The sequence below is a fragment of the Pseudomonas sp. OTU750018 genome, assembly GCF_011636575.1.
Taxonomy (GTDB): Bacteria; Pseudomonadota; Gammaproteobacteria; order Pseudomonadales; family Pseudomonadaceae; genus Aquipseudomonas; species Aquipseudomonas peli.
On sequence record NZ_JAAPAU010000002.1, the window covers coordinates 13812 to 39540 of the forward strand.

The window sequence follows — 25729 nt, forward strand, 5'->3', positions numbered from 1 at the left end:
GGCACAGGACAGGTGCCGACAATTTATCGCGCCAACTACTGTTATGCCAATTGAATGCGCACGGTGTTCATCCAGCAAGGCAAACGTTATACGTAAAAAAGCCCCAGACACCTGCGGCGCTGGGGCTTGTGGGCTAGCCGGTTACTCCACGGCAGCCTGGACTTTCTTGCTTGAGCCTTTCGGCGCAAAGCGCGCGGCCAGACGCATGGAGGCTGTTACCATGCGTTGATAGAGTGCTGGCCATAGGCGTTGCATGCCATCCAGGGCGTAGGCGTCCGGGCCGATCAGGATGCGCCGCTTGTTTGCCAGGGCGCCGTTGATAATCACCTGTGCGGCTTTCTCCGGCGTGGTGCGCAGCAGTTGGTCGTTGAACTGCTGACGTGCCTTGTCGGCATCCTGGCCGGTAACGCTGCTCAGGCTGGCGTTCATCCGCGCGGTCTTGGCGATATTGGTCTTGATCCCGCCAGGGTGCACGCAGCTGGCCGATACGCCGCAATCGGCCATGTCTAGCTCCTGGCGCAGCGACTCGGTAAAGCCGCGCACAGCGAACTTGCTGGCGTTGTAGGCGCTCATGCCCGGTTGAGCGAACAGGCCGAACACGCTGGACACGTTGACGATATGGCCGCTGCCGGATGCCTTGATATGCGGCAGGAAGGCCTTAGTGCCGTTGACCACGCCCCAGAAGTTGATGTTCATGATCCACTCGTAGTCGGCGTAGTCGTTGCCTTCCACGGTGCCGCCCTGGGCTACCCCGGCGTTGTTGAAGATCGCGTTGACCCGGCCGAACTCGCTCACCACCTGGTCTGCCCAGGCATGCACCGCTTCACGGTCGGCGACGTTGACCAGGGTTTCGCTGACCTGCACACCGAGCTTGCGCGCCTGGGCGGCGGTTTCCGCCAGGCCCTCGGCATTCACATCGGAGAGCGCCAGTTGGCAACCCTGGCGGGCCAGACCGAAGGCCAGGGCACGGCCGATGCCGGAACCAGCGCCGGTGATGGCGGCTACCTTGTTTTCAAACGACTTCATGCGCTGGCCTCCTGGGCAGTCAACTGGATAGCGCTGTTCTGCGCCGGGTGTGCCGCGTGTCTACGGCTGAAATGATAGGCCGCTGGGTCAAAGTTGCGCGTCAGCAAGCGGAAACGCCAGGTAAAGCCCGGCCATACCGTGCAGTTGCGGCCGCTGACCGGGTGCAGGTACCAGCTGGTGCAGCCGCCAGCATTCCACACGGTGTTACCCAGGCTGCCTTGTAGCTTGCCGTTGAATTGGTCCTGCACGGCCTGCTTGACCTCAAGGCTCTGCAGCTCTTGCTCACCAATCAGCTTGAGCGCGCCGAGCACGTAATGGATCTGCGACTCGATCATATAGACCATCGAGTTGTGGCCCAGGCCGGTGTTCGGCCCCATCAGGAAGAACAGGTTGGGGAAGCCGGCAGTGAGTGTGCCTTTGTAAGCCTGTGGGCCTTCTGGCCAGGTGTCGAGCAGGTCGACGCCACCACGACCAAACACCACGCCGCGCGGTAGCGGGTCGCTCGGGGTGAAGCCGGTGCCGAAGATGATCGCGTCGATCTCGCGCTCTTTACCGTCCACGGTGCGGATGCTGCCGCTGCGAATTTCCTCGATGCCATCGGTGATCAGGTCGACGTTGGGCTGGGTCAGTGCCGGGAAGTAGTCGTTGGAGATCAGTACGCGCTTGCAGCCCATCAGGTAATCCGGGGTGACCTTGGCGCGCAGGACCGGGTCCTTGATTTGCTTGTTGATGTACCACTTGCCGACTTTCTGCGCGATGGTCATCACCTTGGGCAGCATGGCAAAGCCGATCACCCGGCTTTCCAGCAGGGCATAGATAGCGCCGCGCCAGAGCTTCTGCAGCAGCGGGAAGCGTTTGAAGCGGTTGCGCTCGCGCTCGCTGATGGCGCGGTCCGGCTTGGGCATGATCCACGGCGCGGTGCGCTGGTACAGATCGAGCTGGCTGACCTGCTTCTGGATCTGCGGCACGAACTGAATCGATGAGGCGCCGGTGCCGATTACCGCAATGCGTTTGCCGGTGAGGTCATAGCTGTGATCCCACTGCTGCGAGTGGAAGATCTTGCCGGTGAAGTCGCCCAGGCCCTTGAGCGCAGGAATCGATGGGGTGGACAACGCACCCATGCCGGAGACCACGAACTGCGCGGTATAGCTGTTGCCGGCGCTGTCGCTGATCTGCCACAGCTCTTGCTGTTCATCCCAGGCCAGGCGGGTGATTTCGGTGTTCAGCTGGGTGTGGTTCTGCAGGCGGTACTTGCTCCAGCAGCCTTCCAGGTAACCCTGGATTTCTGGCTGCTTGGCAAACATACGCGTCCAGTTGGGGTTCTGCTCGAAGGAGAACGAATACAGGTGCGATTGCACGTCACAGCCGCAGCCCGGGTAGTTGTTCACCCGCCAGGTGCCGCCGACGCCGGCTTCTTTCTCGAACAGCAGAAAGTCATGCTCACCGGCCTGCTTCAGGCGGATGGCCATGCCCAGGCCAGAGAAGCCCGTGCCGATAATGGCCACCTTGCAGTGGCGGGTGGCAGTAGGGGGTGAGACGGGTGCATTCATGGCCAAGCTCCTGTTATGTTTATTGCTGGCGTATACAGCTGTATACCAAGGTAGACAAATGTATACTCGCCAGCAAGCAGCATTCTCACAAGCCAACTTTTAGGTAGGGTTCGTCATGCAGGCAGACGCCAGCGAGCAGCAGCCAGCCGCAGAAAAAGCCACCGAGGCCCCAGGCAAGACTCTGCTACTGGAAGCCGCGTTACGTCTCACCTCAACCAGCCGCAGCCTGAGTAACCTGGGCCTGCGCGAGCTGGCGCGTGAGGCTGGGCTCAATCCCAATACCTTCTATAGGCACTTCAAGGATGTTGATGACCTGGGACTTACGGTAATCCGACAAATCTCCACCCAGCTGCGCCAACCGCTGCGCGCCCTGCGTCGCGAAGCGGCCGAGCGAGCGGTGCAGTCGACCCAGGCCAGCACGCCAATGCTGTTTGGCATTGACCTGCAGCGCGGCCGGCGCGTGTGCCATGAAACCGTGCAGTTGTTCTTTGATTTCGTTGCGCAGAACCCTGAGGCGTTCATCATCGGTGTGCGCGAACTGCATGGCGCCTCGGCTGTGCTGCGCGCGGCCCTGCAGGAAGTGATGGATGAATTTGGTGCGGACATGGCCGAGGACATCATCGCCTTCAAGCTGCTGCCGGACATGGTCAACTCGGCAGTGGTGCGGCAGGTGTCGAACCTGATCAGCCGCAACCTGTTCCAGCTGTCGCTGGACTACATTGGCCAACCCGAGCGGCAAGCGGCGATCTGCGCGTTGGCTGAAGAGCAGATCGTTATGCTGTTTACCGGCGCTAGCGTGTTGCAAAGCCTGGGGCAGTTGAAGTTGCCGGTTGAGTAAACACGGCCGCAACTGAGGCGAGTCAATGCGGCGCCATCTATGGGCGTTATGCTAGGCCGGCATAGTGCTACCGCGCTGTTTCGTCGTTTGCCCCATTAAGGACCCCCTATGATTGAAGCCACCTGGATTGCCTTTGCCTTTGTCATGGGGCTGGTGGCGCGAGGTATTGGTCTGCCGCCGCTAGTGGGCTACCTGGGGGCTGGCTTTGCTCTGGCCGGTTTTGGCGAGCATATCGGGGTTGGCCCGCATGACACCGCAGCGTTGGATCACATCGCCCACCTGGGTGTGCTGCTGTTGCTGTTTACCGTGGGCCTCAAGCTGAAAATCGGCAACCTGGTGCGGCGTGAGGTGATCGGTGGCGGTCTGCTGCATTTCGCTATTTCCAGTCTGATCTTTCTTCCAGCGATTCTGTTGCTGTTGGAACTACCCTGGGAGCAGGGGTTACTGCTGGCCATTGCCTTGTCGTTTTCCAGCACGGTGCTGGCGGCCAAGGTGCTGGAGGGCAAGCGCGAGCTGCGCGCCTTCCACGGGCGGGTGGCGATTGGCGTGTTGATCATCCAGGACCTGATTGCCCTGGTGGTGATGAGCCTGGCCAGTGGCAAGGTGCCTTCGGCCTGGGCGCTGCTGCTGTTCGGTTTGCCACTGCTGCGGCCGTTGCTGTTTAAGCTGCTCGATGTCAGCGGTCATGAGGAGCTGATGGTGCTGCTCGGTCTGCTACTTGCGCTGGTACTGGGCGGTTACGGCTTCGAGCAACTGGGGCTGAGTTCCGAGTTAGGCGCATTGGCCTTTGGTGCCATGCTGGCCAAACACAAGCGCGCCACCGAGCTGGCCAACTCGCTGTGGGGCATCAAGGAAATCTTTCTGGTCGGCTTCTTTCTGCAGATCGGCATTGGCGGCCTGCCGGATGCCGCTGCCTTGAAGTTTGCCCTGGTCATGGCCGTGCTGTTGCCGCTCAAGGGCGTGCTGTTCTTCTTTCTCTTTCTGCTGTTCCGCCTGCGCGCGCGCAGTGCCTTTCTCAGCAGCGTCAGCTTGACCAACTACAGCGAGTTTGGCCTGATCATGGCCAGCGTGGTACTGCCGGAGTGGATGATTCCCCTGGCGATTACCGTTGCGCTGTCCTTTGTGATTTCCGCGCCGCTCAACCGAGTTGTTCACCCGCTATACGAGCGCCTGGCTAAACGTCTGACTGCCCTGGAGCGCAATATCCGTCATCCGGATGAACAGCCTGTTTCTCTCGGCCTTTCCCAGGTGCTGGTAATGGGCATGGGGCGTACTGGACGTGCAGCCTATGACTACTTGCGGGAGAAGGGCTATCAGGTAGTGGGCCTGGATTCCGACCCAGTGGTGATCGAGCAGAGCAACAAGGTGGGGCGTAGCGTGCTGTTTGCCGACGGTGAGGACCCGATGTTTTGGCAGCACCTGCAAATGCCCAATATCGACGCGGTGATCCTGGCGCTGAATGATGAAGAGGCCAAGGTGATTGCCACGCAGAAGCTGCGCGAGCGCGGCTTTAACGGGTTGGTGGTGTCACACGCGCTGTATGAGGATATTGCCATGCGCATTCAGCAGGCCGGTGCCGACCGTACTTACCTGACCATGAGCGAGGCGGGTGCCGGTCTGGCCGAACATGTATTGCGCACGCTGAAAAGCCGTGCCGAGGCTGACGCGGATTAGCGGTCAACCTCGGCACGCTGGGCTTAGCTGAAGCCCAGACGCTGGCGCCAGCGTTTTTCCAGCGCTTTGCTATCGTGGTCCAGCGGATGGAAGCCCGGGCGGTAGTAGTCCAGATACGGCAGGATCAGTTTGGTTAGGAAGCCGTTGCGTGGGCCGAACAGGGTTTTCAGGCCTTTGCCCCAGCTGCGCCAGTTGAGCAGTTGGCCGTCCTTGCGCAGCAGGTGCAGCTGGAACCAGCCAATCACGCCGAAGAAGATCACTGTGGAAATCGCCATCATGCCAACGCGGGTGAAGTAGCCGCCATAGACCTTCTGGTACACGTCGTAGCAGACCGCCTTGTGTTCGTTCTCTTCAATCGCGTGCCACATCCACAGTTGATAGAGCTTGGGGTCATTCATCTGGGTGGTCAGGTCTTCGCGTTGCAGCAGTTGCTCGGCCATGGTTGCGGTGAAGTGCTCCAGGGCGCAGGTGGCGGCCAGGCGCTGCTTCTTGGTGGTGATCTTGGTCACCCACTCCAATAGCACCTTGATGCGCAGTTCCAGCAGCTCCAGGTCGATATTGTGCTCGGCGGCGTAGTCGTTATAGGCCGCGTGCTCTTTCGAATGCATGGCTTCCTGGCCGATAAACGCGCTGATGTCCTTCTTCAGCTGCGGCTCGGTGACCTTCTCGCGCACGGCGCGCACGCTGTCGACAAAGAATTTCTCACCATAGGGAAACAGTGACGACAGATTGTTCATGAAGTGACTCATGAATGGGTCGCCGGCAAACCAGAACTTCTGGCTTTCATCGAAGGTGAAGTCCATGCGGCGTACGGGAAAGCTGGCGGTTGGGGTGCTGGTTTTGGCTGTCATAAGGGCGACTCCTCGGCATATTGATCGCGTTCGCGACCGCTCTTGTTTTAGGGCTTGGGACGACAGGCTGGGCTGTCTTGGGCCGTGATTAATCTTTAGCCGAGGGCGTTTTAGGCGCGAGGTCATTCCTGGCCAGGGCGGCTGGAATTGCGCCAACTTATGGATAGTTGTCGGACAGTTCGTCAGGCTCAGGCGCTTTAAGGGCGCGAGCTCGCAGGGAGAGGGGCGTGACGGGAATACGATCTATGCCAGTACTGCATCGCGCCAGGCCGGCGCGATGCAGTACTGATACTTGCGGTTTTGCAGCCGTGGGCCTCAGCGTTGCTGGCGCAGCTCGGCAACTTCGGTGCGCAGGGCGCGCAGTTCATCGAGTAGCAATTGCTCGGTGGGCGAGGGCGGAGCGAGTTTGGCTTCCTGCTCATGGGTGGTCTGCATGGCATTGACCACCACAGCGATAAACAGGTTGAGCATCATAAAGGTGGCAATCAGGATAAACGGCAAGAAATACATCCACGCCAGCGGGAACTGCTCCATAACCGGGCGCACGATGCCCATCGACCAGCTTTCCAAGGTCATCACTTGGAACAAGGTATAGAGGCTGGCACCGAGGCTGCCGAACCATTCGGGGAAGGCCGCGCCGAACAGTTGCGTGGCCATCACCGCTGCCACGTAAAACACCAGGCCGAGCAGCATGGCGATGCTGCTCATGCCCGGCAGCGAGGACAGCAGGGCTTCGACCACCCGGCGCATGTTCGGGTTGATCGAAATCAGCCGCAGCACCCGCAACACGCGCAGCGCACGCAGCACGGCGAATGGACCGCTGGACGGCACCAGGGCTACGCCCACCACCAGGCAGTCAAATACCGCCCACGGATCGCGCAGCAAGGCCAGGCCGCGGGCGACAAAGCGCAGCGCCAGCTCCAGGATAAATACCGCGAGAATTAGCTGATCCAGCGTCAGCAGCAATTCGCCCCACTCGGCCATCAGGCTTGGGTAGGTCTGGATGCCGAGAATTGCGGCGTTGAGAATGATCAGGGCGGTGACCAGGCGGGTGATGGCTGTGCTTTCCATCAGCGCGCCGAGGCGCAGACGCCAATGATTGGATGGCGGGTTCATGGGTGTTTCGTTCATGGTCTGTGGGGTTCTTGTGTAAGCGGTGAGCGAATCAGTTCGCGAGGGGCAGCCAGGCCCGGACATGCAGCGCTGCGGTCAGGGCCGTTGAGCAGAGTTATTGATCGGTGAGGGCGAAGCTGGTCAGGGCAAAGGTGGGGATACCGCTGTCCTGCAGTTTTTGCGAGCCGCCCAGTTCGGGCAGGTCTATGATTGCGGCGGCTTCGATGATGCTTGCGCCCATGCGCCGCACCAGTTGTGCGGCGGCCAGCAGGGTGCCGCCGGTGGCGATCAGGTCATCGAAAATCAGCACCTTGTCGCCTTCGCAGAGGCTGTCGGCATGGACTTCCAGCTTGGCTTCGCCGTACTCGGTCTGGTAGCTCTCGCTGAGCACGTCGGCGGGCAGCTTGCCTTGCTTGCGGAACAGGATCAGCGGCTTGTTCAGTTCATAGGCGATGATCGAGCCGATCAGAAAACCGCGCGCATCCATGGCGCCGATATGGCTGAAATCGGCTTCGACGTAGCGCTGGATAAAGCTGTCGGCCACCATGCGCAGAGCACGTGGCGACTGAAACAGCGGGGTGATATCGCGAAAGATCACCCCCGGCTTGGGGAAGTCCAGCACCGGGCGGATCAGGGTTTTGATAGTGAATTCGTCGAAGATCATCGGTTAGGTCCTCAGGGCGGGTCGATCAGCCCTCGAGGTTACCGCCGGCCAGGGCGCACAACTCGATGGGGTCGAGGATATGCACTTCTTTGCCTTCGGCTTCGAGCAGCTTGTTCTGTTGGAAGCGGGTAAATACCCGCGATACGGTCTCCACCGCAAGGCCCAAATAGTTACCAATTTCGTTGCGCGACATGGCCAGGCGGAACTGATTGGCCGAGAAGCCGCGGGCGCGGAAGCGGGCCGAGAGGTTGACCAGGAACGTGGCGATGCGTTCATCGGCGGTTTTCTTCGAGAGCAACAGCATCATCTGCTGATCGTCGCGGATCTCCCGGCTCATGATGCGCATCAGCTGGCGGCGCAGTTGCGGCAGCTGCACCGACAGCTCATCGAGGCGCTCGAAGGGGATTTCGCACACTGAGGTGGTTTCCAGAGCCATTGCTGACACCGGGTACGCGTCACTGTCCATGCCAGACAGACCGACTAGCTCGCTGGGCAGGTGGAAGCCGGTGATCTGTTCGTCGCCGCTGTCGCTCAGGCTGAAGGTTTTCAGTGCACCGGAACGTACCGCGAACACCGAGTTGAAGGCATCGCCCTGGCGGAACAGGAATTCGCCCTTTTTCAGCGGGCGGCCGCGTTTGACGATTTCGTCGAGCGCGTCCATGTCTTCCAGGTTCAGGGACAGCGGCAGGCACAGACTCGCCAGGCTGCAATCCTTGCAATGGGCTTGGTGTGGGGTATGCAACTTGATGCTTTCGGACATCGCTGGTGATCCTGAGGGTAAACACACAATAGCCGTAAGGTTACAGCAGGGTGCAGGCTAGGGCCACTAGGGCGCAGTCTGATCGAATGTTCAAGTTTTATCCGGTGCGGCCGATAAATCAGATTGCTTTCAATATCTGCAAGGAGCATTCGTATGCGTCTGGAATCGACTCAATTGAGCACCCGCATGAACCTTGCGCTGGAGCGTAAGAGCGCTGCGGCTGAGGGCGTTGCAGAGAGTAGCGAGGCGGATAAGCAGGCGTTTCGCGACAGTCTACGGGTAAGCCTGTCAGAGCAGGGAAAGGCGCGCTCTGCTGCGGCACAGAAGAACCGCGACATTGATGAGAGCAGCCTGCCGGACGTGGTCAAGGATCTGCTCAAGAGAATCCGCGAGCTCAAAGCGCAGATCGAGGCGAAGAGAAACGAGCTGAAAGAGGTCATGCAGGACCAGAGCCTCGATCCCGAGGCCAAACGCATAAAGATCGAGACGCTGCAGGGCGAGCTGGCTTCGCTGCAGGGCGCGTTGAGCAGCGCCAACGCGACGCTGATCAAGACCCTGCGCGAGCAGGACCTCAGTGATCAGCAGATGCAGGAAGTGGCCAGCCTGGTCATGAAATAAACCCCGGTTTTACGGTCCGCAGGCTGCTATATCACCCGGGAAAAACGCTGCTGGTTTAGCTCGCTAAGGTAGCGATCAAACAGCATGCACAGCGAGCGCACCAGCAGGCGGCCCGCTGGCCGTACCTCGATGCCTTGGGCAGTCAGCTCGATCAACCCATCATTGGCCATCTGCTGCAGCTGCGGCCAGACCCCGGCGAAGTAATTGCGAAAATCGATGGCGTAGGCCTGCTCGATATCTGCAAAGCGCAGCTGAAAATGACAGATCAGCTGTTGAATCACCGCCCGGCGCACGCGGTCGTCGGCATCGCAGTGCAGGCCGCGCAGGGTGGCCAGTTCGCTGTGGCCAAGGCTGTCCTGGTATTTGCTCAGGTCGCTGTTGTTCTGGCAGTAAAGTTCGCCAATCTGGCTGATCGATGAAACACCCAGGCCAATCAGGTCGCAATGACCGTGGGTGGTGTAGCCCTGGAAGTTGCGTTGCAGGCTGCCGTCTTCCTGGGCGCTGGCCAGTTCGTCGTCGGGCAGGGCGAAGTGATCCATGCCGATATAGCGGTAACCGGCGGCGCTTAGTTGCTCGATGCTGGCCTGCAGCATGGCCAGTTTGTCGCCAGGACTTGGCAGGTCACTGGTGTTGATCCGCCGCTGCGGCATAAAGCGCTCCGGCAGGTGCGCATAGTTGAACAGCGACAGGCGATCAGGTTGCAGGGCAATCACCTCGGCCACGGTACGGGCGAAGCGTTCTGGCGTTTGCAGCGGCAGGCCGTAGATCAGGTCGATGTTCACCGAGCGGAACTGCAGGGTGCGCGCGGCTTCGACGATGGCGCGGGTTTCCTCCAGGGTCTGCAAACGATTGACCGCGCGCTGTACGGCAGGGTCGAGGTCTTGCACGCCCAGGCTGACGCGGTTGAAACCCAGCTCACGGAGCAGGCCCATGGTCGACCAATCGGCTTCGCGCGGGTCGATCTCGATGCTGCAGTCGCCGCTATCGTCATCCAGCAGGTTGAAGTGCTGGCGCAGGTGGCTCATCAGGTGGCGCAGTTCATCGTGGCTGAGAAAAGTCGGCGTGCCGCCGCCGAAGTGCAGCTGTTCGACCTTCTGCTGCGGGTCGAGATGGCGGCTGATGATCTCTATTTCACGTTCGAGTTTTTCCAGATAGGGCTGGGCGCGGCCGCGATCCTTGGTGATCACCTTGTTGCAGGCGCAGTAATAACAAATGTGCGCGCAAAACGGGATGTGCACATACAGCGACAGCGGCCGCAGGGCTTTGCGGCTGTCGCGCAGGGCATGCAGCAGGTCGAACTGGCTGACACGCTCATGAAACTGCACGGCAGTCGGGTAGGAGGTGTAGCGCGGGCCGGCCTGGTCGTAGCGGCGGATCAGAGTGCTGTCCCACTGGATGGCGTTGAGCATGCGGGTATTCCCGGTTTGGCTATCAATGCCGGGCAGTCTAAGAGCGCTGCGCCTGGGGTGTTTTGACCTGTATCAAGCGGCCGCCTGCTAGTGGCCCATCAACCAGTGCTGGTGCGGTCCAGGCAGGGTCCAGAGACCAAAAAGGATTACCAGAATGCCGCCGGCCATACGTACGCCCTGCTTGCGCAGCAGGGCGGTCAGACGTTCGGCGGCCATGCCGGTGGCCAGTAGCACTGGCAGGGTGCCGAGGCCAAAGGCAAACATCAGCGCGGCGCTGTCGACTGCATTACCTTGGCTGGCGGCCCACAGCAGGGTGCTGTAGACCAGGCCGCAGGGCAGCCAGCCCCACAGGCTGCCGAGCAGCAAGGCGCGGGGCAGGCTGGTGACTGGCATAAAGCGCCGGGTCAGCGGTTGAATATGCCGCCATAGGCCACGGCCTAGCGCCTCGATACGGGTCAGGCCACTCCACCAGCCGGCCAGATACAGCCCCATGGCGACCAGCAGCAACGCCGCAATCACCCGCAGGCCCATGACCAAAGGGCTATTGGCTAATGCCCAGCCCGCCAGGCCAAGCAGCAGGCCGGCCAGGCTGTAACTGAAGATGCGTCCCAGGTTGTAGGCAAGCAGTAGCTGAAAGCGTTGTGCGCGCTGCTCGGGTGGGATGGCCAGGGTCAGGGCGCCCATCAGGCCGCCGCACATGCCCAGGCAGTGGCCGCCACCGAGCAGGCCGAGGATCAGCGCTGAAACCAGCAGCGGCAGTAGCTCAAGCACCGGGCTTGTCCTGCTGCGAGTCTTTGTGCTGGTCTTGTTGCTGCTGGCTTACGGCTGCGGTGTGCTTGGGGTCTTCATCGTCGAACAGGATGCTATGGGCCGGGCCGTCGAGGTCATCGTACTGACCGCTGTCCACCGCCCAGAAGAACAGCCAGATGGCAAAGCCCACCAGGGCAATCGCGACCGGTATCAGGATATAGAGGGCGGGCATGGCTTAGTGGCTCCGGCGCAAGAGTTGCCGCAGATCGAGACTGGCAACTGGGAAGAGTTTGTCAGGGCTGCAGCCGGTCAGCGCGACGAAGGCAAACAGAGCATTAAGGAAAAGCATGATCAGGGTGTCCGGCAGACTGTCAGTAAACAGGCTGCTGAGTGTGGTCTGCTGACGGATCAGCGCGGTGGCAAAGTGGTAGGCCATAAACAGCTGCATGCTTAACAGCATTACGGCTAATAAGCGCACCCACCAGGCAATCTTGCCAGTCACGTTGTTTCGCATAAGACCTCGCCGAGCGTTTTAGTGGGCTGTTTGACAGCTTACTGCCGAGGCAGGCGAGTCAGGCGCAGTGCGTTGACCACCACCACCAGTGAGCTGACTGACATACCCAGCGCGGCCCAGATCGGAGTGATCCAGCCAATGGCGGCGAAGGGCAGTACCAGGCCATTGTACAGGCTGGCCCAGGCGAGGTTCTCGATGATGATGTGGCGTGTTCGTTGCGCCATGTGTAGAGCTTGCACCAGGCTGCTCAGACGGTTGGATAGGAGCACGGCATCAGCGCTGGTTTTGGCCAGGTCGGTGGCGCTGCCCATGGCCACGCTGATGTCGGCGGCGGCTAACACGGGCACATCGTTAACCCCGTCACCCAGCATCAGTACCCGGCGGCCCTGGCTGTGCAGCTGCTTCAATACCTCCAGCTTGGCATCTGGCGTGAGGCCACCACGCGCGTCTGTGATACCCAGCTGGCGTGCCACTTCGCCGACCATGGGCGAGCTGTCGCCGGACAGCAGCATGATCTGCCAGCCTTTGGCTTTGGCCATGTTGATCAGTTGCGGGGCGTCTTCGCGCAGGCGGTCATTCAATACGAACCAGGCCAACGGCCCTTGCTCATCACCCAGCAGCAACCATTGGCCATGTTCACTGGTAATCGCTGGCACGGGCTGAGCGCTCAACGCGCAGACGAAACTGGCTTCGCCAATACGCAGTATTCGGTTGCCAACCCGTCCTTGCAGCCCCAGGCCCGGATGGCTGTCGACCGCTTCGGCGGCTTCTGGTGCCTGGCCGAAGGCGCGGGCGATTGGATGTTCTGAGCGGTTTTCCAGCGCGGCGGCCAATGCGAGGCAGCTGTCGGCATCCAGCTCGCGTAGAGGATGAATGGCACCAAGGGTCAGGCGACCTTCGGTGAGGGTGCCGGTCTTGTCCAGCACCAGGGTGTCAATCTGATTGAGCCCTTCGAGTACATGGCCGCGGGTCAGCAGCATGCCCAGTTTGTGCAGAGAACCCGTGGCGGCGGTCAGTGCTGTGGGCGTGGCCAGGGCGAGTGCGCAAGGGCAGGTGGCGACCAGCAAGGAAAGCACGATCCAGAACGCGCGTGACGGGTCGAGTTGCCACCAAGCCAGACCGACGATGGCGGCTACCACCAGAACGATCAGCAGGAACCACTGCGCAACATTGTCGGCCAATACCGCTAGGCGTGGTTTGTCGCTCTGCGCGCGCTCCAGCAGGCGGACGATGGCCGATAGGCGCGTAGCATCACCAAGCGCCTGCACTTCAATCTGCAGCGGGCCTTCTACGTTAAGGGTGCCCGCCGTGACGCTGTCGCCCGTGTTACGCGGTTGCGGCAGGTATTCACCGGTCAGCAACGATTCATCCACGCTCGACTGGCCCTGAACAATGCGCCCATCAGCGGGCAGCAGAGCGCCGGGGGGGACCAGCACCTGATCGCCAATGTGCAGTTCACTCAACAGAATGCGCTGACTTTGGCCGTCGGCCGTCAGGCGCAAGCAAGAGGCTGGCAGCAGGTTGACCAGCTGTGCGGTGGCGGCTGCTGTGCGCTCACGGGCACGGCGTTCCAGGTAGCGGCCTGCCAGGAGGAATAGGGCAAACATGCCCACTGCGTCGAAATACAGTTCACCCTGGCCCGTCACCGTTGACCAGATACCGGCGATATATGCACCGCCAATCGCCAGGGATACCGACACATCCATGGTCAGGTGGCGGGTGCGTAAGTCACGCAGCGCCCCCCTGAAGAATTGCCCGCAGCAGTAGAAGACTATCGGCGTGGTGAGAAACAGGCTGACCCAGCGCAGGATCTTGTCCAGCTCGGGGCTGAGGTCGATGTTGAATTCCGGCCAGGTGGCCATGGTTGCCATCATCACCTGCATCCACAGCATGCCGGCCACGCCCAGTTCACGCATGGCGCGGCGGTTCTCGCGCTGCAGCTGTTCAGCGGCGGCATCCGCCTGCCAGGGGTGAGCGGCATAGCCGATCTTGCGCAGCGTTTTGAGCAGGCCGCTGAGCGGCAGTTGACTGTCGGCCCAGCGCACCTGCAATCGGTGGTTGGATAAGTTGAGGCGCGCCTCGCTGACACCCGGCAGGCTGCGCAGATGCTTCTCGATCAACCAGCCACAAGCGGCGCAACTGATCCCTTCGATCAGCAGGCAGGTTTCGCTGAGTTCGCCGTCGTGCTCGACAAAGGGTTGTTGCACGTCGCGGCGGTCGTATAGCGCCAATTCATCCGGTAACGCCTGAGGCAGGCTTTGCGGATTGGCGGCGCTTTCGCTGCGGTGTTTGTAATAGTGTTCCAGGCCGCCACTGACGATGGCGTCAGCCACTGCCTGACAGCCCGGACAACACATTTCACGGGTTGCGCCCAGTACCTGAGCCTGGAAACGGCTGCCGGCGGGAACCGGCAGGCCACAGTGATAGCAGGGAGTTGGGGTGCTCATCGGTGCGCTTATTGAGCATCCCCGAGGAGAATGTTCTGCCCGCTTTTCACGTTTTCTTCTTCAAACAGGCGCCAGTCCTTGCCGCCTTCCTGGCCGACCAGCTCCACAAAACGACGGCCTTGCACGGCATCGATCATCTGGCCGCTGTAACTGCCATCGGCCTGCGGTTGCAGAATCACCCGGCGGTCACGTTCGGGTTGCGTCGGCGAGATCAGGTTAAGCACCAGCTGCTGTGGACGGCTGTTGCCGCTCAGTTGCAGGGTCGCAATGCCGTTGTCATCGTTGAGCAGCAAGGTGGCATGCAGCTTCAGGCGAATAGCGTGATTTTCCCGCTCCAATGACTGGTTGATGCCTTTGCCGACATCGTAATAGTCATCGGAGATCAGCCCCGGCGGGTTCTTTGTGGCGATGGTCAGCAGGGTCAGCCCCTGCACCACTGAATAGGCCAACAGGCCAATCAGGAACCAGGGCCAGAATTGCTTGTACCAGGGCTTGATGATCTCAGCGTTCTTTTCAGCTATGGGCTCAGTCATGGTCTTCTCTAATCAGCGCACGCTGGGGCCGATAAAGCGGCTGGCGGCGTCGGTTTTGATACTTGGATCATCCACCGAGTGCAGGTGGAAGGTGATTTCATTGGTGCTAGAAGGCAGTTTTTCAGGGTCGATGGACAATTCGACCGGTAGCGACAGTACCTCGCCTGCGATCGCTTTGATTTCGCGCTTGCCTTCGTACACCAGGCCGTCGAGGCCGTCGGCTTCGATCAGGTACGTGACCTCGTGCTGGGCCTTGTTCATGATCTTCAGGGTGTAGACGTTCTCGATCCGGCCTTCTTCGTTCTCGCGGTAGAGCACGCGGTCCTTGAGTACATCCAGCTCCACCAGCGAACGGTCGGCGATGGCCCAGGCGAACACGCAGAGCATCGCCAGCAGGGCGATGGCGTAACCGATCAGGCGTGGCCGCACCAGATTGGTCTTCTGGCCAGACAGGTTGTGCTCGGTGGTGTAACTGATCAGCCCTTTCGGGTAGTTCATTTTCTCCATGATGCTGTCGCAGGCATCGACGCACGCGGCGCAGCCGATGCATTCGATCTGTAGGCCGTCACGGATGTCGATGCCAGTGGGGCAGACGTGTACGCACATTTTGCAGTCGATGCAGTCACCCAGGCCCTCGGCCTTGTAGTCCGCATCACGCTTGCGTGGGCCACGGTGTTCGCCGCGGCGTGGGTCATAGGAGACGATCAGGGTGTCCTGGTCGAACATTACGCTTTGGAAGCGCGCGTAGGGGCACATGTAGATGCACACTTGCTCGCGCAGGTAGCCGGCGTTGCCGTAGGTCGCAAGGGTAAAGAAGCCTACCCAGAACAGTGCCCAGCCACCGGCTTGCAAAGTGAACAGTTCGGTGATCAGCTCGCGAATTGGCGTGAAGTAGCCGACGAAGGTGATGGCTGTGACCAATGACACGCCAACCCAGATGCTGTGTTTAGCCAGCTTGCGCAGAAATTTCTGCGTGGTCATCGGCGCTTTGTCGAGCTTCATGCGTTGGTTGCGATCACCTTCAGTGACTTTCTCCGCCCACATGAACACCCAGGTGAAGACGCTCTGTGGGCAGGTGTAGCCGCACCACACGCGACCGGCGAATACGGTAATAAAAAACAGGCCGAAGGCGGCGATGATCAGCAGCGCGGAGAGCAGGACGAAGTCCTGCGGCCAATACGTCGAGCCAAAGATATAAAACTTGCGCTCCGGCAGGTTCCACCAGACGGCCTGACGGCCGTTCCAGGTCAACCATACGGTGCCGAAGTACAACAGGAAGAGGGCTGCGCCACCGAGCATACGCAAGTTGCGGAAAATGCCGGTGAAGGAGCGGGTGTAGATTTTTTCGCGGTTGGCGTACAGGTCAACAACTTCGACCTTGGCCGGGGCAGGGGTGACGTCTTTAACTGGAATCTGTGCGCTCATCAGTTTGTACCACGGCGGTTGATTGGCTGCCCTGGTCGATACGTGCCGGCCGGGGTCATACGGGCTCTTGCGCTATGGTACGCCTGACGATTGCCCAGCAGGTGCGACCTGCGGTCGCGCCTGCCAGGCAGGAGAATTACTTCTCGATTTTTGCTTGCGACAGGCTGTACACGTAAGCCGCTAGCAGATGCACTTTATCGTTGCCCAAGAAATCAGCTTGGGCGGGCATCTTGCCGTTACGGCCGTAGCGCAGAGTTTGTTGCACCTGAGCAAAACTGGAGCCGTAGAGCCAGATTTTGTCGGTCAGGTTAGGTGCGCCCATGGCCTGTTGGCCCTTACCTTCAGCGCCATGACAGACTGCACAATTGGTCGCGAAGATGTTTTGACCTGCGGCAAGGTCAACTTCAATACCTTCCGGATTTTTCAAACCCGAGAGGGTGCGAATGTAGCCGGCAACGTTACGGATGCCTTCTTCGCCGATGCTGTCCTTCCACGCTGGCATCGCCGCCTGACGGCCGGCCATGATGGTGGTTTTGATGGTTTCCGGCTCGCCGCCATACAACCAGTCATTGTCAGTCAGGTTCGGGAAGCCATATGCGCCCTTGGCATCAGAGCCGTGGCAGACCGAGCAGTTGGAGGCAAACAGGCGGCCGCCCATTTTCAACGCTTGCTCGTCCTGAGCCACTTGCTCGATCGGCATGGCAGCATATTTGGCAAAGATCGGGCCGTACTGGCTTTCAGCCTTGGCCATTTCCTTTTCCCACTGATGCACACCGGTCCAGCCTGCATTGCGCTCGGCACCACCAGCAATTTCGATGTTCGTTGCGAAAGGCTTCTTCGCTTCGGTATCGAGGTAGTCATAGCCTGGCAGCAGACCTTTCCAGTTACCCAGGCCCGGGTAGAGCGCCAGGTAGCCGAGGGCGAAGATGATGGTGCCAACAAACAACATGAACCACCATTTGGGCAGCGGGTTGTCGAACTCTTCGATACCGTCGAAGGAGTGGCCGACAGTTTCTTCGGTGGTTTCTTCGCGCTGGCCCTTGCGGGTGCCGAAGATCAGCCAAGTCAGGGCAAAGATGGTGCCCAGAGACAGAATGGTTACGTACCAACTCCAGAACGTGGTCATTGGTTATTGCTCCTGGAAGATTGCTCGTCACGCTCGTTGGGTTTGGGATCGTCGGCGAAGGGCAGGTTGGCGGCCTCGTCGAAGCTGGATTTACGCTTGCTGCTGTAGGCCCAGAGCACCACGCCAATAAAGGCGATGAACACCACTGCTGTGCCTATGCCACGAATAGTCCCGATGTCCATCGCGCGTTACCGTTTGTTCTTGATGGAAGTGCCGAGAACCTGCAGGTACGCCACAAGTGCGTCCATTTCGGTCTTGCCTTTTACCGCGTCCTTGGCCCCAGCGATGTCTTCATCGGTGTAAGGGATACCAAAGCCACGCATGACTTCCATCTTCTTGGCGGTGTCCTTGCCGTCGAGTTTGTGCTCGACCAGCCAAGGGTAGGCCGGCATCTTCGACTCAGGCACTACGTTGCGCGGGTTGTACAAGTGCGCACGCTGCCATTCATCCGAGTAACGACCGCCGACGCGAGCCAGGTCCGGGCCGGTACGCTTTGAACCCCACAGGAAAGGGTGATCCCAGACGCTTTCACCGGCTACCGAGTAGTGGCCGTAACGTTCGGTTTCGGCACGGAACGGACGAATCATCTGCGAGTGGCAGCCGACACAGCCGTTGGCGATGTACACATCGCGGCCTTCCAGTTGCAGCGCGGTGTATGGCTTGAGGCCTTCCACCGGCTCGTTGGTAACGTCCTGGAAAAACAGCGGAACGATTTGAGTCAGGCCACCGATGCTGACGGCCAGAACCATCAGCAGCGCCATCAGGCCAATATTCTTCTCAATGATTTCGTGTTTCATCAGTGCGCTACTCCGGCAGGAATCTGTGCAGCCGCTTCATATTCAGAAGCCTTGGCGGCACGCACGGTGCGGTAGGTGTTGTACGCCATCAGCAGCATGCCGGCGACGAAGAACGCACCACCAATCATGCGCACAACGTAGCCTGGGTGGCTGGCTTCCAGCGCTTCAACGAAGGAATAGGTGAGGGTGCCGTCTTCGTTGACTGCGCGCCACATCAGGCCTTGGGTGATGCCGTTGACCCACATCGAGGCGATGTACAGCACGGTGCCGATAGTGGCCAGCCAGAAGTGTGCGTTGATCAGGCCAACGCTGTGCATCTGCGGGCGACCAAAAACTTTAGGCAGCAGGTGGTACAGAGCACCGATAGAGATCATCGCAACCCAACCGAGCGCACCTGCATGTACGTGGCCGATGGTCCAGTCGGTGTAGTGCGACAGGGCGTTGACGGTCTTAATCGCCATCATCGGACCTTCGAAGGTCGACATGCCGTAGAACGCCAGGGAAACGACCAAGAAGCGCAGGATTGGGTCGGTACGCAGCTTATGCCAAGCACCCGACAGGCTCATCATGCCGTTGATCATACCGCCCCAGCTTGGTGCCAGCAGGATGATCGACATGGCCATGCCCAGGGACTGTGCCCAATCCGGCAATGCGGTGTAGTGCAGGTGGTGCGGACCGGCCCAGATGTACAGGGTGATCAGCGCCCAGAAGTGCACGATGGACAGGCGGTACGAGTAGATCGGACGCTCGGCCTGCTTCGGCACGAAGTAGTACATCATCCCCAGGAAGCCGGTGGTCAGGAAGAAGCCCACGGCGTTGTGGCCGTACCACCACTGGATCATCGCGTCAGTCGCACCGGCATAGGCCGAGTAAGACTTGAACAGGCTAACCGGAACGGCCGCGCTGTTGACGATGTGCAGCATCGCGGTAACCAGGATAAAGGCCCCGAAGAACCAGTTGCCCACATAGATGTGCTTGGTCTGACGTTTGACGATAGTGCCGAAGAACACCACGGCATAAGCGATCCAGACGATGCCCAGGAGGATATCGATTGGCCACTCTAGCTCGGCGTATTCTTTGGAACCGGTGAAACCCATCGGCAGAGTGATCACTGCAGCGACGATCACGGCTTGCCAGCCCCAGAATACGAAGGCAGCAAGGCCATCAGAGATCAGGCGTGCCTGGCTAGTGCGTTGCACCACGTAGAACGAGGTGGCCATCAGCGCGCAACCACCGAAGGCGAAAATCACCGCGTTGGTATGCAGCGGACGCAGACGGCCAAAGCTCGTCCATTCCATACCCAGGTTAAGTTCAGGCCACACCAGCTGTGCGGCGATGAAAACACCCAGGCTCATGCCAATGACTCCCCAAATCACCGTCATTACGGCGAACTGGCGAACCACCTTGTAGTTATAAGCAGTCGGACTGATTGCTGTGCTCATTATGGGTTCCACGGTTAATGGATTTTTTAGGGGCAAAAATCGGCGGCAAGTATGGAGAAAGCAGGTGCTCATTGCAACGACACATGCCGGCGCGATAGGGCTTACAGAGCTGTTGGTAAGCCTGCATGGTCGCTAATGCAGAGCATAACCGCGAGCAGTAAACGCCTAAACAGGCGTAGCGCAAAGATGGGAATCGCCTTGGAGTTATGACAGGTGGCGACTGTCGACAAGATTAGCTCAAGTCAAACGTCACGGGTGCACTTGGTCGGAAGGGTGCGACCTTGGGTCGCATGATCCGGACGGTTGTCCGAACTCGGTAGGGAGGGGCTGGCGACTGTCAGTCGCCAGCCAGGTGGTGCGGTTTTAGCGATTACTGCTCAGTGACGGTCTGCTGTTGCCGGCTCAGGCTCAGTACATAAGCCGCCAGTAGATGCACTTTGTCGTTGCCCAAGTATTGCTCCTGCGCCGGCATCTGGCCGTTACGGCCATGGCGGATGGTCTGCTGCAGTTGCACCAGGCTGCTGCCGTAGATCCAGCCAGCCGGCTTGGTCAGGTCGGGAGCGCCCAGCATGGCCATGCCGGTGCCTTTGGCGCCGTGGCAAGCCTGGCAGTTGGCGGCAAAAATGGCGGCACCTTTTTCCAGATCAAAGCGCTTGTCGGCGGGCAGTGGCAGGCCTGCCAGGTCCTTGCGGACATAAGCTGCGACCTGTTGTACACCGTCTTCACCAATAACCGCCGTCCAGGCCGGCATCGCCCCAATACGGCCATTGAGGATGGTAGTTTTGATTACGCTGGGCTCGCCGCCCCAGCGCCAGTGGTTGTCGGTCAGGTTAGGGAAGCCCACTGCACCCTTGGCGTCAGAGCCGTGGCAAACCGAGCAATAGGTGGCAAACATACGTCCACCCATTTTTAGAGCTTGTTCGTCTTTAGCCACTTCTTCCAGGGGCATCGCCGCATATTTGGCGAATATCGGCCCATACAACTCATCAGCATTATCGACTTCACGCTGCCATTGCTTGACCTGCGTCCAGCCGCCTTCGTATCCGGGCAGTACGCCTTTCCAGCTGCCCAGGCCGGGATACAGCACCAGATAGCCAATTGAGAAGATCAGCGTGCCGAGAAACAGCATGAACCACCACTTGGGCAGTGGATTGTCATATTCCTCAATACCATCGAAGGCATGGCCCATGGTTTGATCGGTGGGGCTTTTGTGAACTTCGCTTTTACGGGTGGCAAAAATCAACCAGAACAACGCGAGCAGGGTGCCCACGGTCAGCAGGGTGATGTACCAGCTCCAGAAAGTGCTCATGGGGTCTTGCTCCTTGGGGCAGCCAGTGTGGGTTCATCGGCAAAGGGCAGCAGGGCGGCTTGATCGAAAGCCGTGCGGCGTTTAGCGCTGTAAGCCCACAGGGTCACGCAAACAAACGACAGCAGAACCAGTGCAGTGCCGATGCCGCGCAGGGTGCCTATATCAATAAAGTCGAATGACATGACCTACCTCTTGTTCTTCACGGCTGTGCCGAGCACTTGCAGGTAGGCGACCAGTGCATCCATTTCACTCTTGCCTTTGACAGCCTCGCTCGCGCCTGCGATGTCGTCGTCGCTGTAGGGCACGCCAACCAGGCGCAGGGCTTTCATTTTGGCCGGGGTGTCCTGGCCGCTCAGGGTGCCTTCTACCAGCCAGGGGTAGGACGGCATCTTCGATTCCGGCACCACGTTGCGCGGGTTGTAGAGGTGCGCACGGTGCCATTCATCCGAGTAGCGGCCGCCAACGCGGGCCAGGTCTGGCCCGGTACGCTTGGAACCCCAAAGGAAGGGGTGGTCGTAGACGCTTTCGCCAGCGACCGAGTAGTGGCCGTAGCGCTCGGTTTCTGCGCGGAACGGGCGAATCATCTGCGAATGACAGCCGACGCAGCCTTCACGAATATAGACATCACGGCCTTCCAGCTGCAGCGCGGTGTAGGGCTTTAGGCCCGCCACCGGCTCATTGGTCACGTCTTGAAAGAACAGCGGGACGATCTGCGTCAGGCCACCGATGCTCACCGCCAGTACCATCATCAGCGCCATCAGGCCGATGTTCTTCTCGAGTATTTCGTGTCTCATCAGTGGGCTCCCTCAAGCGAAAACTGCGCGGCGGCGTCCATCTCGGCGGCTTTGGTATGGCGCACGGTCTGCCAGACGTTCCAGGCCATCACCAGCATGCCGGCGAAGAAGATCGCACCGCCGATCACCCGTACTACAAAGCCGGGGTGGCTGGCTTCAAGCGCTTCGACGAAGGAGTAAGTGAGGGTGCCGTCTTCGTTGACTGCACGCCACATCAGGCCTTGGGCGATGCCGTTGACCCACATCGAGGCGATGTAGAGCACGGTGCCGATGGTGGCGAACCAGAAGTGCACGTTGATCAGGGCGATGCTGTGCATTTCGTCGCGACCAAAGACTTTTGGCAGCATGTGGTACAGCGAGCCGATCGACACCATGGCGACCCAGCCCAGCGCGCCGGCATGTACGTGGCCGATGGTCCAGTCGGTGTAATGGGATAGAGCATTGACGGTTTTGATCGCCATCATCGGACCTTCGAAGGTCGACATGCCGTAGAACGCCAGCGATACAACGAGGAAGCGCAGAATCGGGTCGGTACGCAGCTTATGCCAGGCTCCGGAGAGGGTCATCATGCCGTTGATCATGCCGCCCCAGCTGGGTGCCAGCAGAATCAGCGACATCACCATGCCCAGGCTCTGCGCCCAGTCCGGCAGCGCGGTGTAGTGCAGATGGTGAGGGCCGGCCCAGATGTACACGGCAATCAGCGCCCAGAAATGCACAATGGACAACCGGTAGGAATACACCGGGCGCCCGGCCTGCTTGGGCACGAAGTAATACATCATCCCCAGAAAGCCTGCGGTAAGGAAAAAGCCCACGGCGTTGTGGCCGTACCACCACTGGATCATCGCGTCCGTCGCCCCGGCATAGGCCGAGTAGGACTTAGTCAGGGTGACCGGTACTTCCAGGTTGTTGACCAGGTGCAGCAGTGCAACGGTGAGGATAAATCCGCCGAAGAACCAGTTGCCGACGTAGATATGGCTTACGTTACGTTTGATCACCGTGCCGAAGAACACGATGGCGTAGCTGACCCAGACAATGGTGATCAGAATGTCGATCGGCCATTCCAGTTCGGCGTATTCCTTGGAGCTGGTCCAGCCCATGGGCAAACTGATGGCCGCCAGAACGATTACCAATTGCCAGCCCCAGAAGGTGAAGGCGGCAAGCTTAGGTGCGAACAAGGTGGCCTGCGAGGTGCGTTGTACCGCGTAATAGCTGGTGGCGAATAGCGCGCAACCGCCAAAGGCGAAGATCACAGCGTTGGTATGCAGCGGGCGCAGGCGGCCGAAGCTGGTCCACGGTAGGTTGAAGTTGAGTTCGGGCCAGGCCAGTTGCGCGGCGATAAATACGCCGAGCCCCATCCCGACAATGCCCCACACCACCGTCATGATGGCGAATTGGCGAACCACCCTGTAGTTGTAGGCGGAACTGGTTGCTGTGTTCATGTCTGGGCTTCCATCCACGGTTTATAGGCAGATCATCGAAAATCAGCGGCTGCGGGCTTGTACGATCTGCGTCGCAGTCCAACGGATTCTTTAAGCGAGGCAAGCATGAGCAAAGGGCAGGTTGCGGGTATTGACGGGGATCAATACGTGCAGGGGCAGGGTAAGGGCGCGTGGCTGTGGGATCGCCCGCTTGGTGAGACGCGCGCCACCTTGATTCTGGCCCATGGCGCCGGTGCGCCGATGGACAGCGAGTTTATGCAAAACATGGCGCAAAGCCTTGCTGAACGTGGGGTTGCCGTACTGCGCTTCGAGTTCGCCTACATGGCGGCGCGGCGTCTGGACGGCAAGAAACGCCCGCCCAACCCCCAGGTCAAACTGCTTGAGCAATGGCGTGAGGTCTATACCCAGGTTCGGCAGGTGCGCCAACAGGTCGCAGGGCCGCTGGGCATTGGCGGCAAGTCCTTGGGCGGACGCATGGCCAGCCTGCTGGCTGATGAGTTGGGCGCTGATGCGCTGGTGTGCTTGGGCTATCCCTTTTATGCCGTCGGCAAGCCGGAAAAGCCACGAGTCGCGCACTTAGCCGAGCTGTGCACGCCGACGTTGATCATTCAGGGCGAGCGCGACGCCTTGGGCGATAGACAGGCGGTGGCAGGTTACGCACTGTCTGATGCGATCAACCTGCACTGGCTGACCGCTGGGGATCACGACCTCAAGCCGCTAAAAAGCTCGGGCTTCACCCATCAGCAGCACCTGCAGACGGCGGCCGATGCGATTGCGCAGTTCCTCTGCGCATAGGCGGCAGGGCTGGCGTTTAGTGAATGACTGTTATTCCTACTAAAACACTAGGACTTTGCCGGCGCGGGTGAGTGGCGTACACTGCGCCCATGTTTGCGAGGAGTTGCCATGAGCACCATTACCATTACCGACGCTGCCCACGATTATCTGGCTGATCTGCTGAGCAAGCAGAACACCCCGGGCATCGGCATCCGCGTATTTATTACCCAGCCAGGCACCCAGTACGCTGAAACCTGCATTGCTTACTGCAAGCCGGGCGAGCAGAAGGCCGAAGACACCGCTTTGGGTCTGGCCAGCTTCACCGCCTGGATCGACGCTGTAAGCGAGCCGTTTCTGGAAGACGCCGTGGTTGACTACGCCACCGACCGTATGGGCGGCCAGCTGACCATCAAGGCGCCGAACGCCAAGGTGCCGATGGTCAACGAAGACAGCCCGATCAACGAGCGCATCAGCTACTACCTGCAGACCGAGATCAATCCGGGTTTGGCCAGCCATGGTGGCGAAGTCAGCCTGATCGACGTGGTCGAAGATGGTATTGCCGTGCTGAAATTCGGTGGCGGCTGCCAGGGCTGCGGTCAGGTTGACCTGACGCTCAAGGAAGGCATCGAGAAAACCCTGCTTGAGCGTATTCCCGAGCTCAAAGGTGTGCGTGACGTGACCGACCACAGCATCAAGGAAAATGCCTACTACTAAGTAGATGGCTAAACAAAAATGCCCGCGCTCTGCGGGCATTTTTATGCTGCTTACTTCGTGTGGGAGCGGCATTAGCCGCGACGCAACAGTGCAGTCATTACTTATGCACGGCTTTTGCGTCGATCCAGCAGTTCTGTTGCCCGTGCGCGCAATTGTCCGCAGCCGCCATCAATGTCCTGACCTGCCGAGTTGCGCACCTTGGTCAGCACGCCACGGCTGTGCAGGTAACGCACGATCTGCACGATGCGGTCGCCATCGGGGCGCTGAAACTCGTCTGCTTCCAGGCTGTTGTAGGGGATCAGGTTCATGATCGCGTACTTGCCCTTGAGCAGGCGCAGGATGCCGTCCATCTCCTCCTGGCTGTCGTTGATGCCCTTGAGCAGCGTCCACTGGTATTGGATCGGGTAATCGATCTGCCGCGCATAGGTTTCGCCCAGCTCGACCAGCTCTTCAGGATCAATACGCGGCGCGCGCGGCAGTAGCGTCTGGCGCAGCTCGGCATCGGTGGTATGCAGCGACAGTGCCAGCGCCGGCTTGACCTGCTGCTGCGGCAAACGCTCGAACACCCGTGGATCTCCAACGGTAGAGAACACCAAGTTGCGCTGGCCGATACCGCCCTCGGTGCCAAGCAGGTTGATCGCTTCGAGCACGTTATCGAGGTTATGTGCCGGCTCGCCCATGCCCATAAACACCACTTTTTTCACCGCGCGAAAGCGCCGCGCCAGGGCCACCTGAGCAACGATTTCGGCGGTGCTCAGCTGGCGCAGCAGGCCGCTCTTGCCGGTCATGCAGAACACGCAGCCCACCGCGCAACCGACCTGGCTGGAGACGCACAGGCCATCGCGCGGCAGCAGCACGCTCTCCACCATCTGTTTGTCGGCCAACTCCACCAGCAAACGCGCCGAGCCGTCCGTCGCCGGGTGTTCAGAGCTGAGGCGCGCCAGTCCATCAAGTTCGCTGCTTATCTCGGGCAGGGCATTGCGTACCGCCAGCGGCAGGAAGTTCTCGGTCTTCTGGTTGCGCGTACCGGTATCCAGCGGCATGCCGCGCAGCCAGGCACGGGTAATCCGCCCGATGTGCATGGGCTTGGCACCGAGATCGGTGAGGCGTTGGTGAAAGTCGTGAATATGCATGGGGCGCGCATGCTACCACCGGCCAGGTT

27 protein-coding genes are annotated in these 25729 nt (G+C 60.0%); 5 read left to right on the forward strand and 22 right to left on the reverse strand.

The features are described from left to right. Positions 1-141: 141 nt before the first annotated feature. Positions 142-1026 (reverse strand): SDR family NAD(P)-dependent oxidoreductase, encoded by an 885-nt coding sequence (locus HCI85_RS09010; protein ID WP_167144380.1) that lies wholly within the window; start codon positions 1024-1026, stop codon positions 142-144. After that, positions 1023-2576 carry a flavin-containing monooxygenase gene (locus HCI85_RS09015; RefSeq protein WP_167144382.1) on the reverse strand — a complete coding sequence of 518 codons (1554 nt, stop codon included), beginning with the start codon at positions 2574-2576 and terminating at the stop codon, positions 1023-1025. Before HCI85_RS09015 ends, HCI85_RS09010 begins: the two co-directional genes overlap by 4 nt. A 115-nt stretch (positions 2577-2691) precedes the next feature. On the opposite strand from HCI85_RS09015, the gene HCI85_RS09020 reads away from it, so the two are divergent. Then, the gene (locus HCI85_RS09020) at positions 2692-3414 is read left to right on the forward strand and encodes a TetR family transcriptional regulator (protein ID WP_167144384.1); all 723 of its coding nucleotides are present in this window, start codon (positions 2692-2694) and stop codon (positions 3412-3414) included. Between the two features lie 108 nt (positions 3415-3522). Next, positions 3523-5088: a cation:proton antiporter family protein gene (locus HCI85_RS09025; protein ID WP_167144386.1), complete on the forward strand. Its 1566-nt coding sequence runs from the start codon at positions 3523-3525 to the stop codon at positions 5086-5088. A gap of 23 nt (positions 5089-5111) precedes the next feature. On the opposite strand, the gene HCI85_RS09030 is transcribed toward HCI85_RS09025, so the two are convergent. The 4 genes from HCI85_RS09030 to fnr form a co-directional block, all read right to left on the reverse strand. Further along, positions 5112-5939, reverse strand: coding sequence for a metal-dependent hydrolase (locus tag HCI85_RS09030; RefSeq protein WP_167144388.1), 828 nt, complete (start codon positions 5937-5939; stop codon positions 5112-5114). 315 nt (positions 5940-6254) lie between these two features. Next, complete coding sequence (locus tag HCI85_RS09035) at positions 6255-7055, reverse strand: ion transporter (protein ID WP_446730780.1); 801 nt, start codon at positions 7053-7055, stop codon at positions 6255-6257. Positions 7056-7167: 112 nt separating this feature from the next. Continuing rightward, positions 7168-7716 (reverse strand): adenine phosphoribosyltransferase, encoded by a 549-nt coding sequence (locus tag HCI85_RS09040; RefSeq protein WP_090256132.1) that lies wholly within the window; start codon positions 7714-7716, stop codon positions 7168-7170. 25 nt (positions 7717-7741) lie between these two features. Further along, a complete protein-coding gene (gene fnr, locus HCI85_RS09045; RefSeq protein WP_090256133.1) occupies positions 7742-8476 on the reverse strand; it encodes a fumarate/nitrate reduction transcriptional regulator Fnr in 735 nt (244 codons plus the stop codon). A 153-nt stretch (positions 8477-8629) separates the two neighbouring features. On the opposite strand from fnr, the gene HCI85_RS09050 reads away from it, so the two are divergent. Beyond that, positions 8630-9094 (forward strand): DUF1931 family protein, encoded by a 465-nt coding sequence (locus tag HCI85_RS09050; protein WP_167144392.1) that lies wholly within the window; start codon positions 8630-8632, stop codon positions 9092-9094. A 26-nt stretch (positions 9095-9120) separates the two neighbouring features. Here HCI85_RS09050 and hemN read toward each other — a convergent pair whose 3' ends face one another. From hemN to ccoN (HCI85_RS09125), 15 genes are all read right to left on the reverse strand, one after another. Next, positions 9121-10503, reverse strand: coding sequence for an oxygen-independent coproporphyrinogen III oxidase (hemN, locus tag HCI85_RS09055; protein ID WP_167144394.1), 1383 nt, complete (start codon positions 10501-10503; stop codon positions 9121-9123). Positions 10504-10590: 87 nt separating this feature from the next. Next, positions 10591-11274, reverse strand: coding sequence for a sulfite exporter TauE/SafE family protein (locus HCI85_RS09060; RefSeq protein ID WP_167144396.1), 684 nt, complete (start codon positions 11272-11274; stop codon positions 10591-10593). Continuing rightward, positions 11267-11485 carry a cbb3-type cytochrome oxidase assembly protein CcoS gene (gene ccoS, locus HCI85_RS09065; protein WP_167144399.1) on the reverse strand — a complete coding sequence of 73 codons (219 nt, stop codon included), beginning with the start codon at positions 11483-11485 and terminating at the stop codon, positions 11267-11269. Before ccoS ends, HCI85_RS09060 begins: the two co-directional genes overlap by 8 nt. Before the next feature lie 3 nt (positions 11486-11488). Further along, entirely contained in the window at positions 11489-11767 is a 279-nt protein-coding gene (locus HCI85_RS09070; protein ID WP_167144401.1) for a hypothetical protein, read from the reverse strand. Between the two features lie 38 nt (positions 11768-11805). Beyond that, complete coding sequence (locus HCI85_RS09075) at positions 11806-14214, reverse strand: heavy metal translocating P-type ATPase (protein ID WP_167144403.1); 2409 nt, start codon at positions 14212-14214, stop codon at positions 11806-11808. Between the two features lie 8 nt (positions 14215-14222). Then, positions 14223-14747, reverse strand: coding sequence for a FixH family protein (locus HCI85_RS09080; protein WP_167144405.1), 525 nt, complete (start codon positions 14745-14747; stop codon positions 14223-14225). 12 nt (positions 14748-14759) lie between these two features. Then, on the reverse strand, positions 14760-16172 hold the full coding sequence (gene ccoG / locus HCI85_RS09085) for a cytochrome c oxidase accessory protein CcoG (protein WP_167144407.1): 1413 nt from the start codon (positions 16170-16172) through the stop codon (positions 14760-14762). Between the two features lie 136 nt (positions 16173-16308). After that, on the reverse strand, positions 16309-17298 hold the full coding sequence (gene ccoP / locus HCI85_RS09090) for a cytochrome-c oxidase, cbb3-type subunit III (protein WP_160088552.1): 990 nt from the start codon (positions 17296-17298) through the stop codon (positions 16309-16311). Further along, a complete protein-coding gene (locus tag HCI85_RS09095; RefSeq protein WP_090256143.1) occupies positions 17295-17480 on the reverse strand; it encodes a cbb3-type cytochrome oxidase subunit 3 in 186 nt (61 codons plus the stop codon). The genes ccoP (HCI85_RS09090) and HCI85_RS09095 overlap by 4 nt, the downstream gene beginning before the upstream one ends. A gap of 6 nt (positions 17481-17486) precedes the next feature. After that, a complete protein-coding gene (gene ccoO, locus HCI85_RS09100; RefSeq protein WP_090256144.1) occupies positions 17487-18095 on the reverse strand; it encodes a cytochrome-c oxidase, cbb3-type subunit II in 609 nt (202 codons plus the stop codon). Further along, positions 18095-19537: a cytochrome-c oxidase, cbb3-type subunit I gene (gene ccoN / locus HCI85_RS09105; protein ID WP_090256145.1), complete on the reverse strand. Its 1443-nt coding sequence runs from the start codon at positions 19535-19537 to the stop codon at positions 18095-18097. The genes ccoO (HCI85_RS09100) and ccoN (HCI85_RS09105) overlap by 1 nt, the downstream gene beginning before the upstream one ends. A gap of 370 nt (positions 19538-19907) precedes the next feature. Then, entirely contained in the window at positions 19908-20846 is a 939-nt protein-coding gene (gene ccoP / locus HCI85_RS09110) for a cytochrome-c oxidase, cbb3-type subunit III (RefSeq protein ID WP_167144409.1), read from the reverse strand. Further along, positions 20843-21028, reverse strand: coding sequence for a cbb3-type cytochrome oxidase subunit 3 (locus tag HCI85_RS09115; RefSeq protein WP_170050222.1), 186 nt, complete (start codon positions 21026-21028; stop codon positions 20843-20845). The genes ccoP (HCI85_RS09110) and HCI85_RS09115 overlap by 4 nt, the downstream gene beginning before the upstream one ends. Positions 21029-21031: 3 nt before the next feature. Next, positions 21032-21640, reverse strand: coding sequence for a cytochrome-c oxidase, cbb3-type subunit II (gene ccoO / locus HCI85_RS09120; RefSeq protein ID WP_167144411.1), 609 nt, complete (start codon positions 21638-21640; stop codon positions 21032-21034). After that, positions 21640-23079 (reverse strand): cytochrome-c oxidase, cbb3-type subunit I, encoded by a 1440-nt coding sequence (gene ccoN / locus HCI85_RS09125; RefSeq protein WP_167144413.1) that lies wholly within the window; start codon positions 23077-23079, stop codon positions 21640-21642. Before ccoN (HCI85_RS09125) ends, ccoO (HCI85_RS09120) begins: the two co-directional genes overlap by 1 nt. A gap of 105 nt (positions 23080-23184) precedes the next feature. On the opposite strand from ccoN (HCI85_RS09125), the gene HCI85_RS09130 reads away from it, so the two are divergent. Together HCI85_RS09130 and nfuA are read left to right on the forward strand one after the other, a co-directional pair. Next, positions 23185-23874, forward strand: coding sequence for an alpha/beta family hydrolase (locus HCI85_RS09130; RefSeq protein ID WP_167144415.1), 690 nt, complete (start codon positions 23185-23187; stop codon positions 23872-23874). Positions 23875-23982: 108 nt separating this feature from the next. Then, a complete protein-coding gene (gene nfuA, locus HCI85_RS09135; protein WP_090256151.1) occupies positions 23983-24567 on the forward strand; it encodes a Fe-S biogenesis protein NfuA in 585 nt (194 codons plus the stop codon). Positions 24568-24668: 101 nt separating this feature from the next. Here nfuA and HCI85_RS09140 read toward each other — a convergent pair whose 3' ends face one another. Continuing rightward, on the reverse strand, positions 24669-25700 hold the full coding sequence (locus tag HCI85_RS09140) for an RNA methyltransferase (protein ID WP_167144417.1): 1032 nt from the start codon (positions 25698-25700) through the stop codon (positions 24669-24671). Positions 25701-25729 lie beyond the last annotated feature (29 nt).

Bases quoted from the DNA above. Each gene is read 5' to 3' on its own strand.
- HCI85_RS09015 (WP_167144382.1), bottom strand. From the start codon at position 2,576: ATGAATGCACCCGTCTCACCCCCTACTGCCACCCGCCACTGCAAGGTG.
- HCI85_RS09070 (WP_167144401.1), bottom strand. From the start codon at position 11,767: ATGCGAAACAACGTGACTGGCAAGATTGCCTGGTGGGTGCGCTTATTA.
- HCI85_RS09095 (WP_090256143.1), bottom strand. From the start codon at position 17,480: ATGGACATCGGGACTATTCGTGGCATAGGCACAGCAGTGGTGTTCATC.
- HCI85_RS09025 (WP_167144386.1), top strand. From the start codon at position 3,523: ATGATTGAAGCCACCTGGATTGCCTTTGCCTTTGTCATGGGGCTGGTG.
- HCI85_RS09130 (WP_167144415.1), top strand. From the start codon at position 23,185: ATGAGCAAAGGGCAGGTTGCGGGTATTGACGGGGATCAATACGTGCAG.
- HCI85_RS09140 (WP_167144417.1), bottom strand. From the start codon at position 25,700: ATGCATATTCACGACTTTCACCAACGCCTCACCGATCTCGGTGCCAAG.
- ccoP (WP_167144409.1), bottom strand. From the start codon at position 20,846: ATGAGCACTTTCTGGAGCTGGTACATCACCCTGCTGACCGTGGGCACC.
- nfuA (WP_090256151.1), top strand. From the start codon at position 23,983: ATGAGCACCATTACCATTACCGACGCTGCCCACGATTATCTGGCTGAT.
- HCI85_RS09050 (WP_167144392.1), top strand. From the start codon at position 8,630: ATGCGTCTGGAATCGACTCAATTGAGCACCCGCATGAACCTTGCGCTG.
- HCI85_RS09010 (WP_167144380.1), bottom strand. From the start codon at position 1,026: ATGAAGTCGTTTGAAAACAAGGTAGCCGCCATCACCGGCGCTGGTTCC.
- HCI85_RS09075 (WP_167144403.1), bottom strand. From the start codon at position 14,214: ATGAGCACCCCAACTCCCTGCTATCACTGTGGCCTGCCGGTTCCCGCC.
- HCI85_RS09035 (WP_446730780.1), bottom strand. From the start codon at position 7,055: ATGAACCCGCCATCCAATCATTGGCGTCTGCGCCTCGGCGCGCTGATG.
- ccoG (WP_167144407.1), bottom strand. From the start codon at position 16,172: ATGAGCGCACAGATTCCAGTTAAAGACGTCACCCCTGCCCCGGCCAAG.
- ccoN (WP_090256145.1), bottom strand. From the start codon at position 19,537: ATGAGCACAGCAATCAGTCCGACTGCTTATAACTACAAGGTGGTTCGC.
- ccoO (WP_167144411.1), bottom strand. From the start codon at position 21,640: ATGAGACACGAAATACTCGAGAAGAACATCGGCCTGATGGCGCTGATG.
- hemN (WP_167144394.1), bottom strand. From the start codon at position 10,503: ATGCTCAACGCCATCCAGTGGGACAGCACTCTGATCCGCCGCTACGAC.
- HCI85_RS09040 (WP_090256132.1), bottom strand. From the start codon at position 7,716: ATGATCTTCGACGAATTCACTATCAAAACCCTGATCCGCCCGGTGCTG.
- ccoP (WP_160088552.1), bottom strand. From the start codon at position 17,298: ATGACCACGTTCTGGAGTTGGTACGTAACCATTCTGTCTCTGGGCACC.
- HCI85_RS09020 (WP_167144384.1), top strand. From the start codon at position 2,692: ATGCAGGCAGACGCCAGCGAGCAGCAGCCAGCCGCAGAAAAAGCCACC.
- HCI85_RS09080 (WP_167144405.1), bottom strand. From the start codon at position 14,747: ATGACTGAGCCCATAGCTGAAAAGAACGCTGAGATCATCAAGCCCTGG.
- ccoO (WP_090256144.1), bottom strand. From the start codon at position 18,095: ATGAAACACGAAATCATTGAGAAGAATATTGGCCTGATGGCGCTGCTG.
- ccoS (WP_167144399.1), bottom strand. From the start codon at position 11,485: ATGCCCGCCCTCTATATCCTGATACCGGTCGCGATTGCCCTGGTGGGC.
- HCI85_RS09115 (WP_170050222.1), bottom strand. From the start codon at position 21,028: ATGTCATTCGACTTTATTGATATAGGCACCCTGCGCGGCATCGGCACT.
- fnr (WP_090256133.1), bottom strand. From the start codon at position 8,476: ATGTCCGAAAGCATCAAGTTGCATACCCCACACCAAGCCCATTGCAAG.
- HCI85_RS09030 (WP_167144388.1), bottom strand. From the start codon at position 5,939: ATGACAGCCAAAACCAGCACCCCAACCGCCAGCTTTCCCGTACGCCGC.
- ccoN (WP_167144413.1), bottom strand. From the start codon at position 23,079: ATGAACACAGCAACCAGTTCCGCCTACAACTACAGGGTGGTTCGCCAA.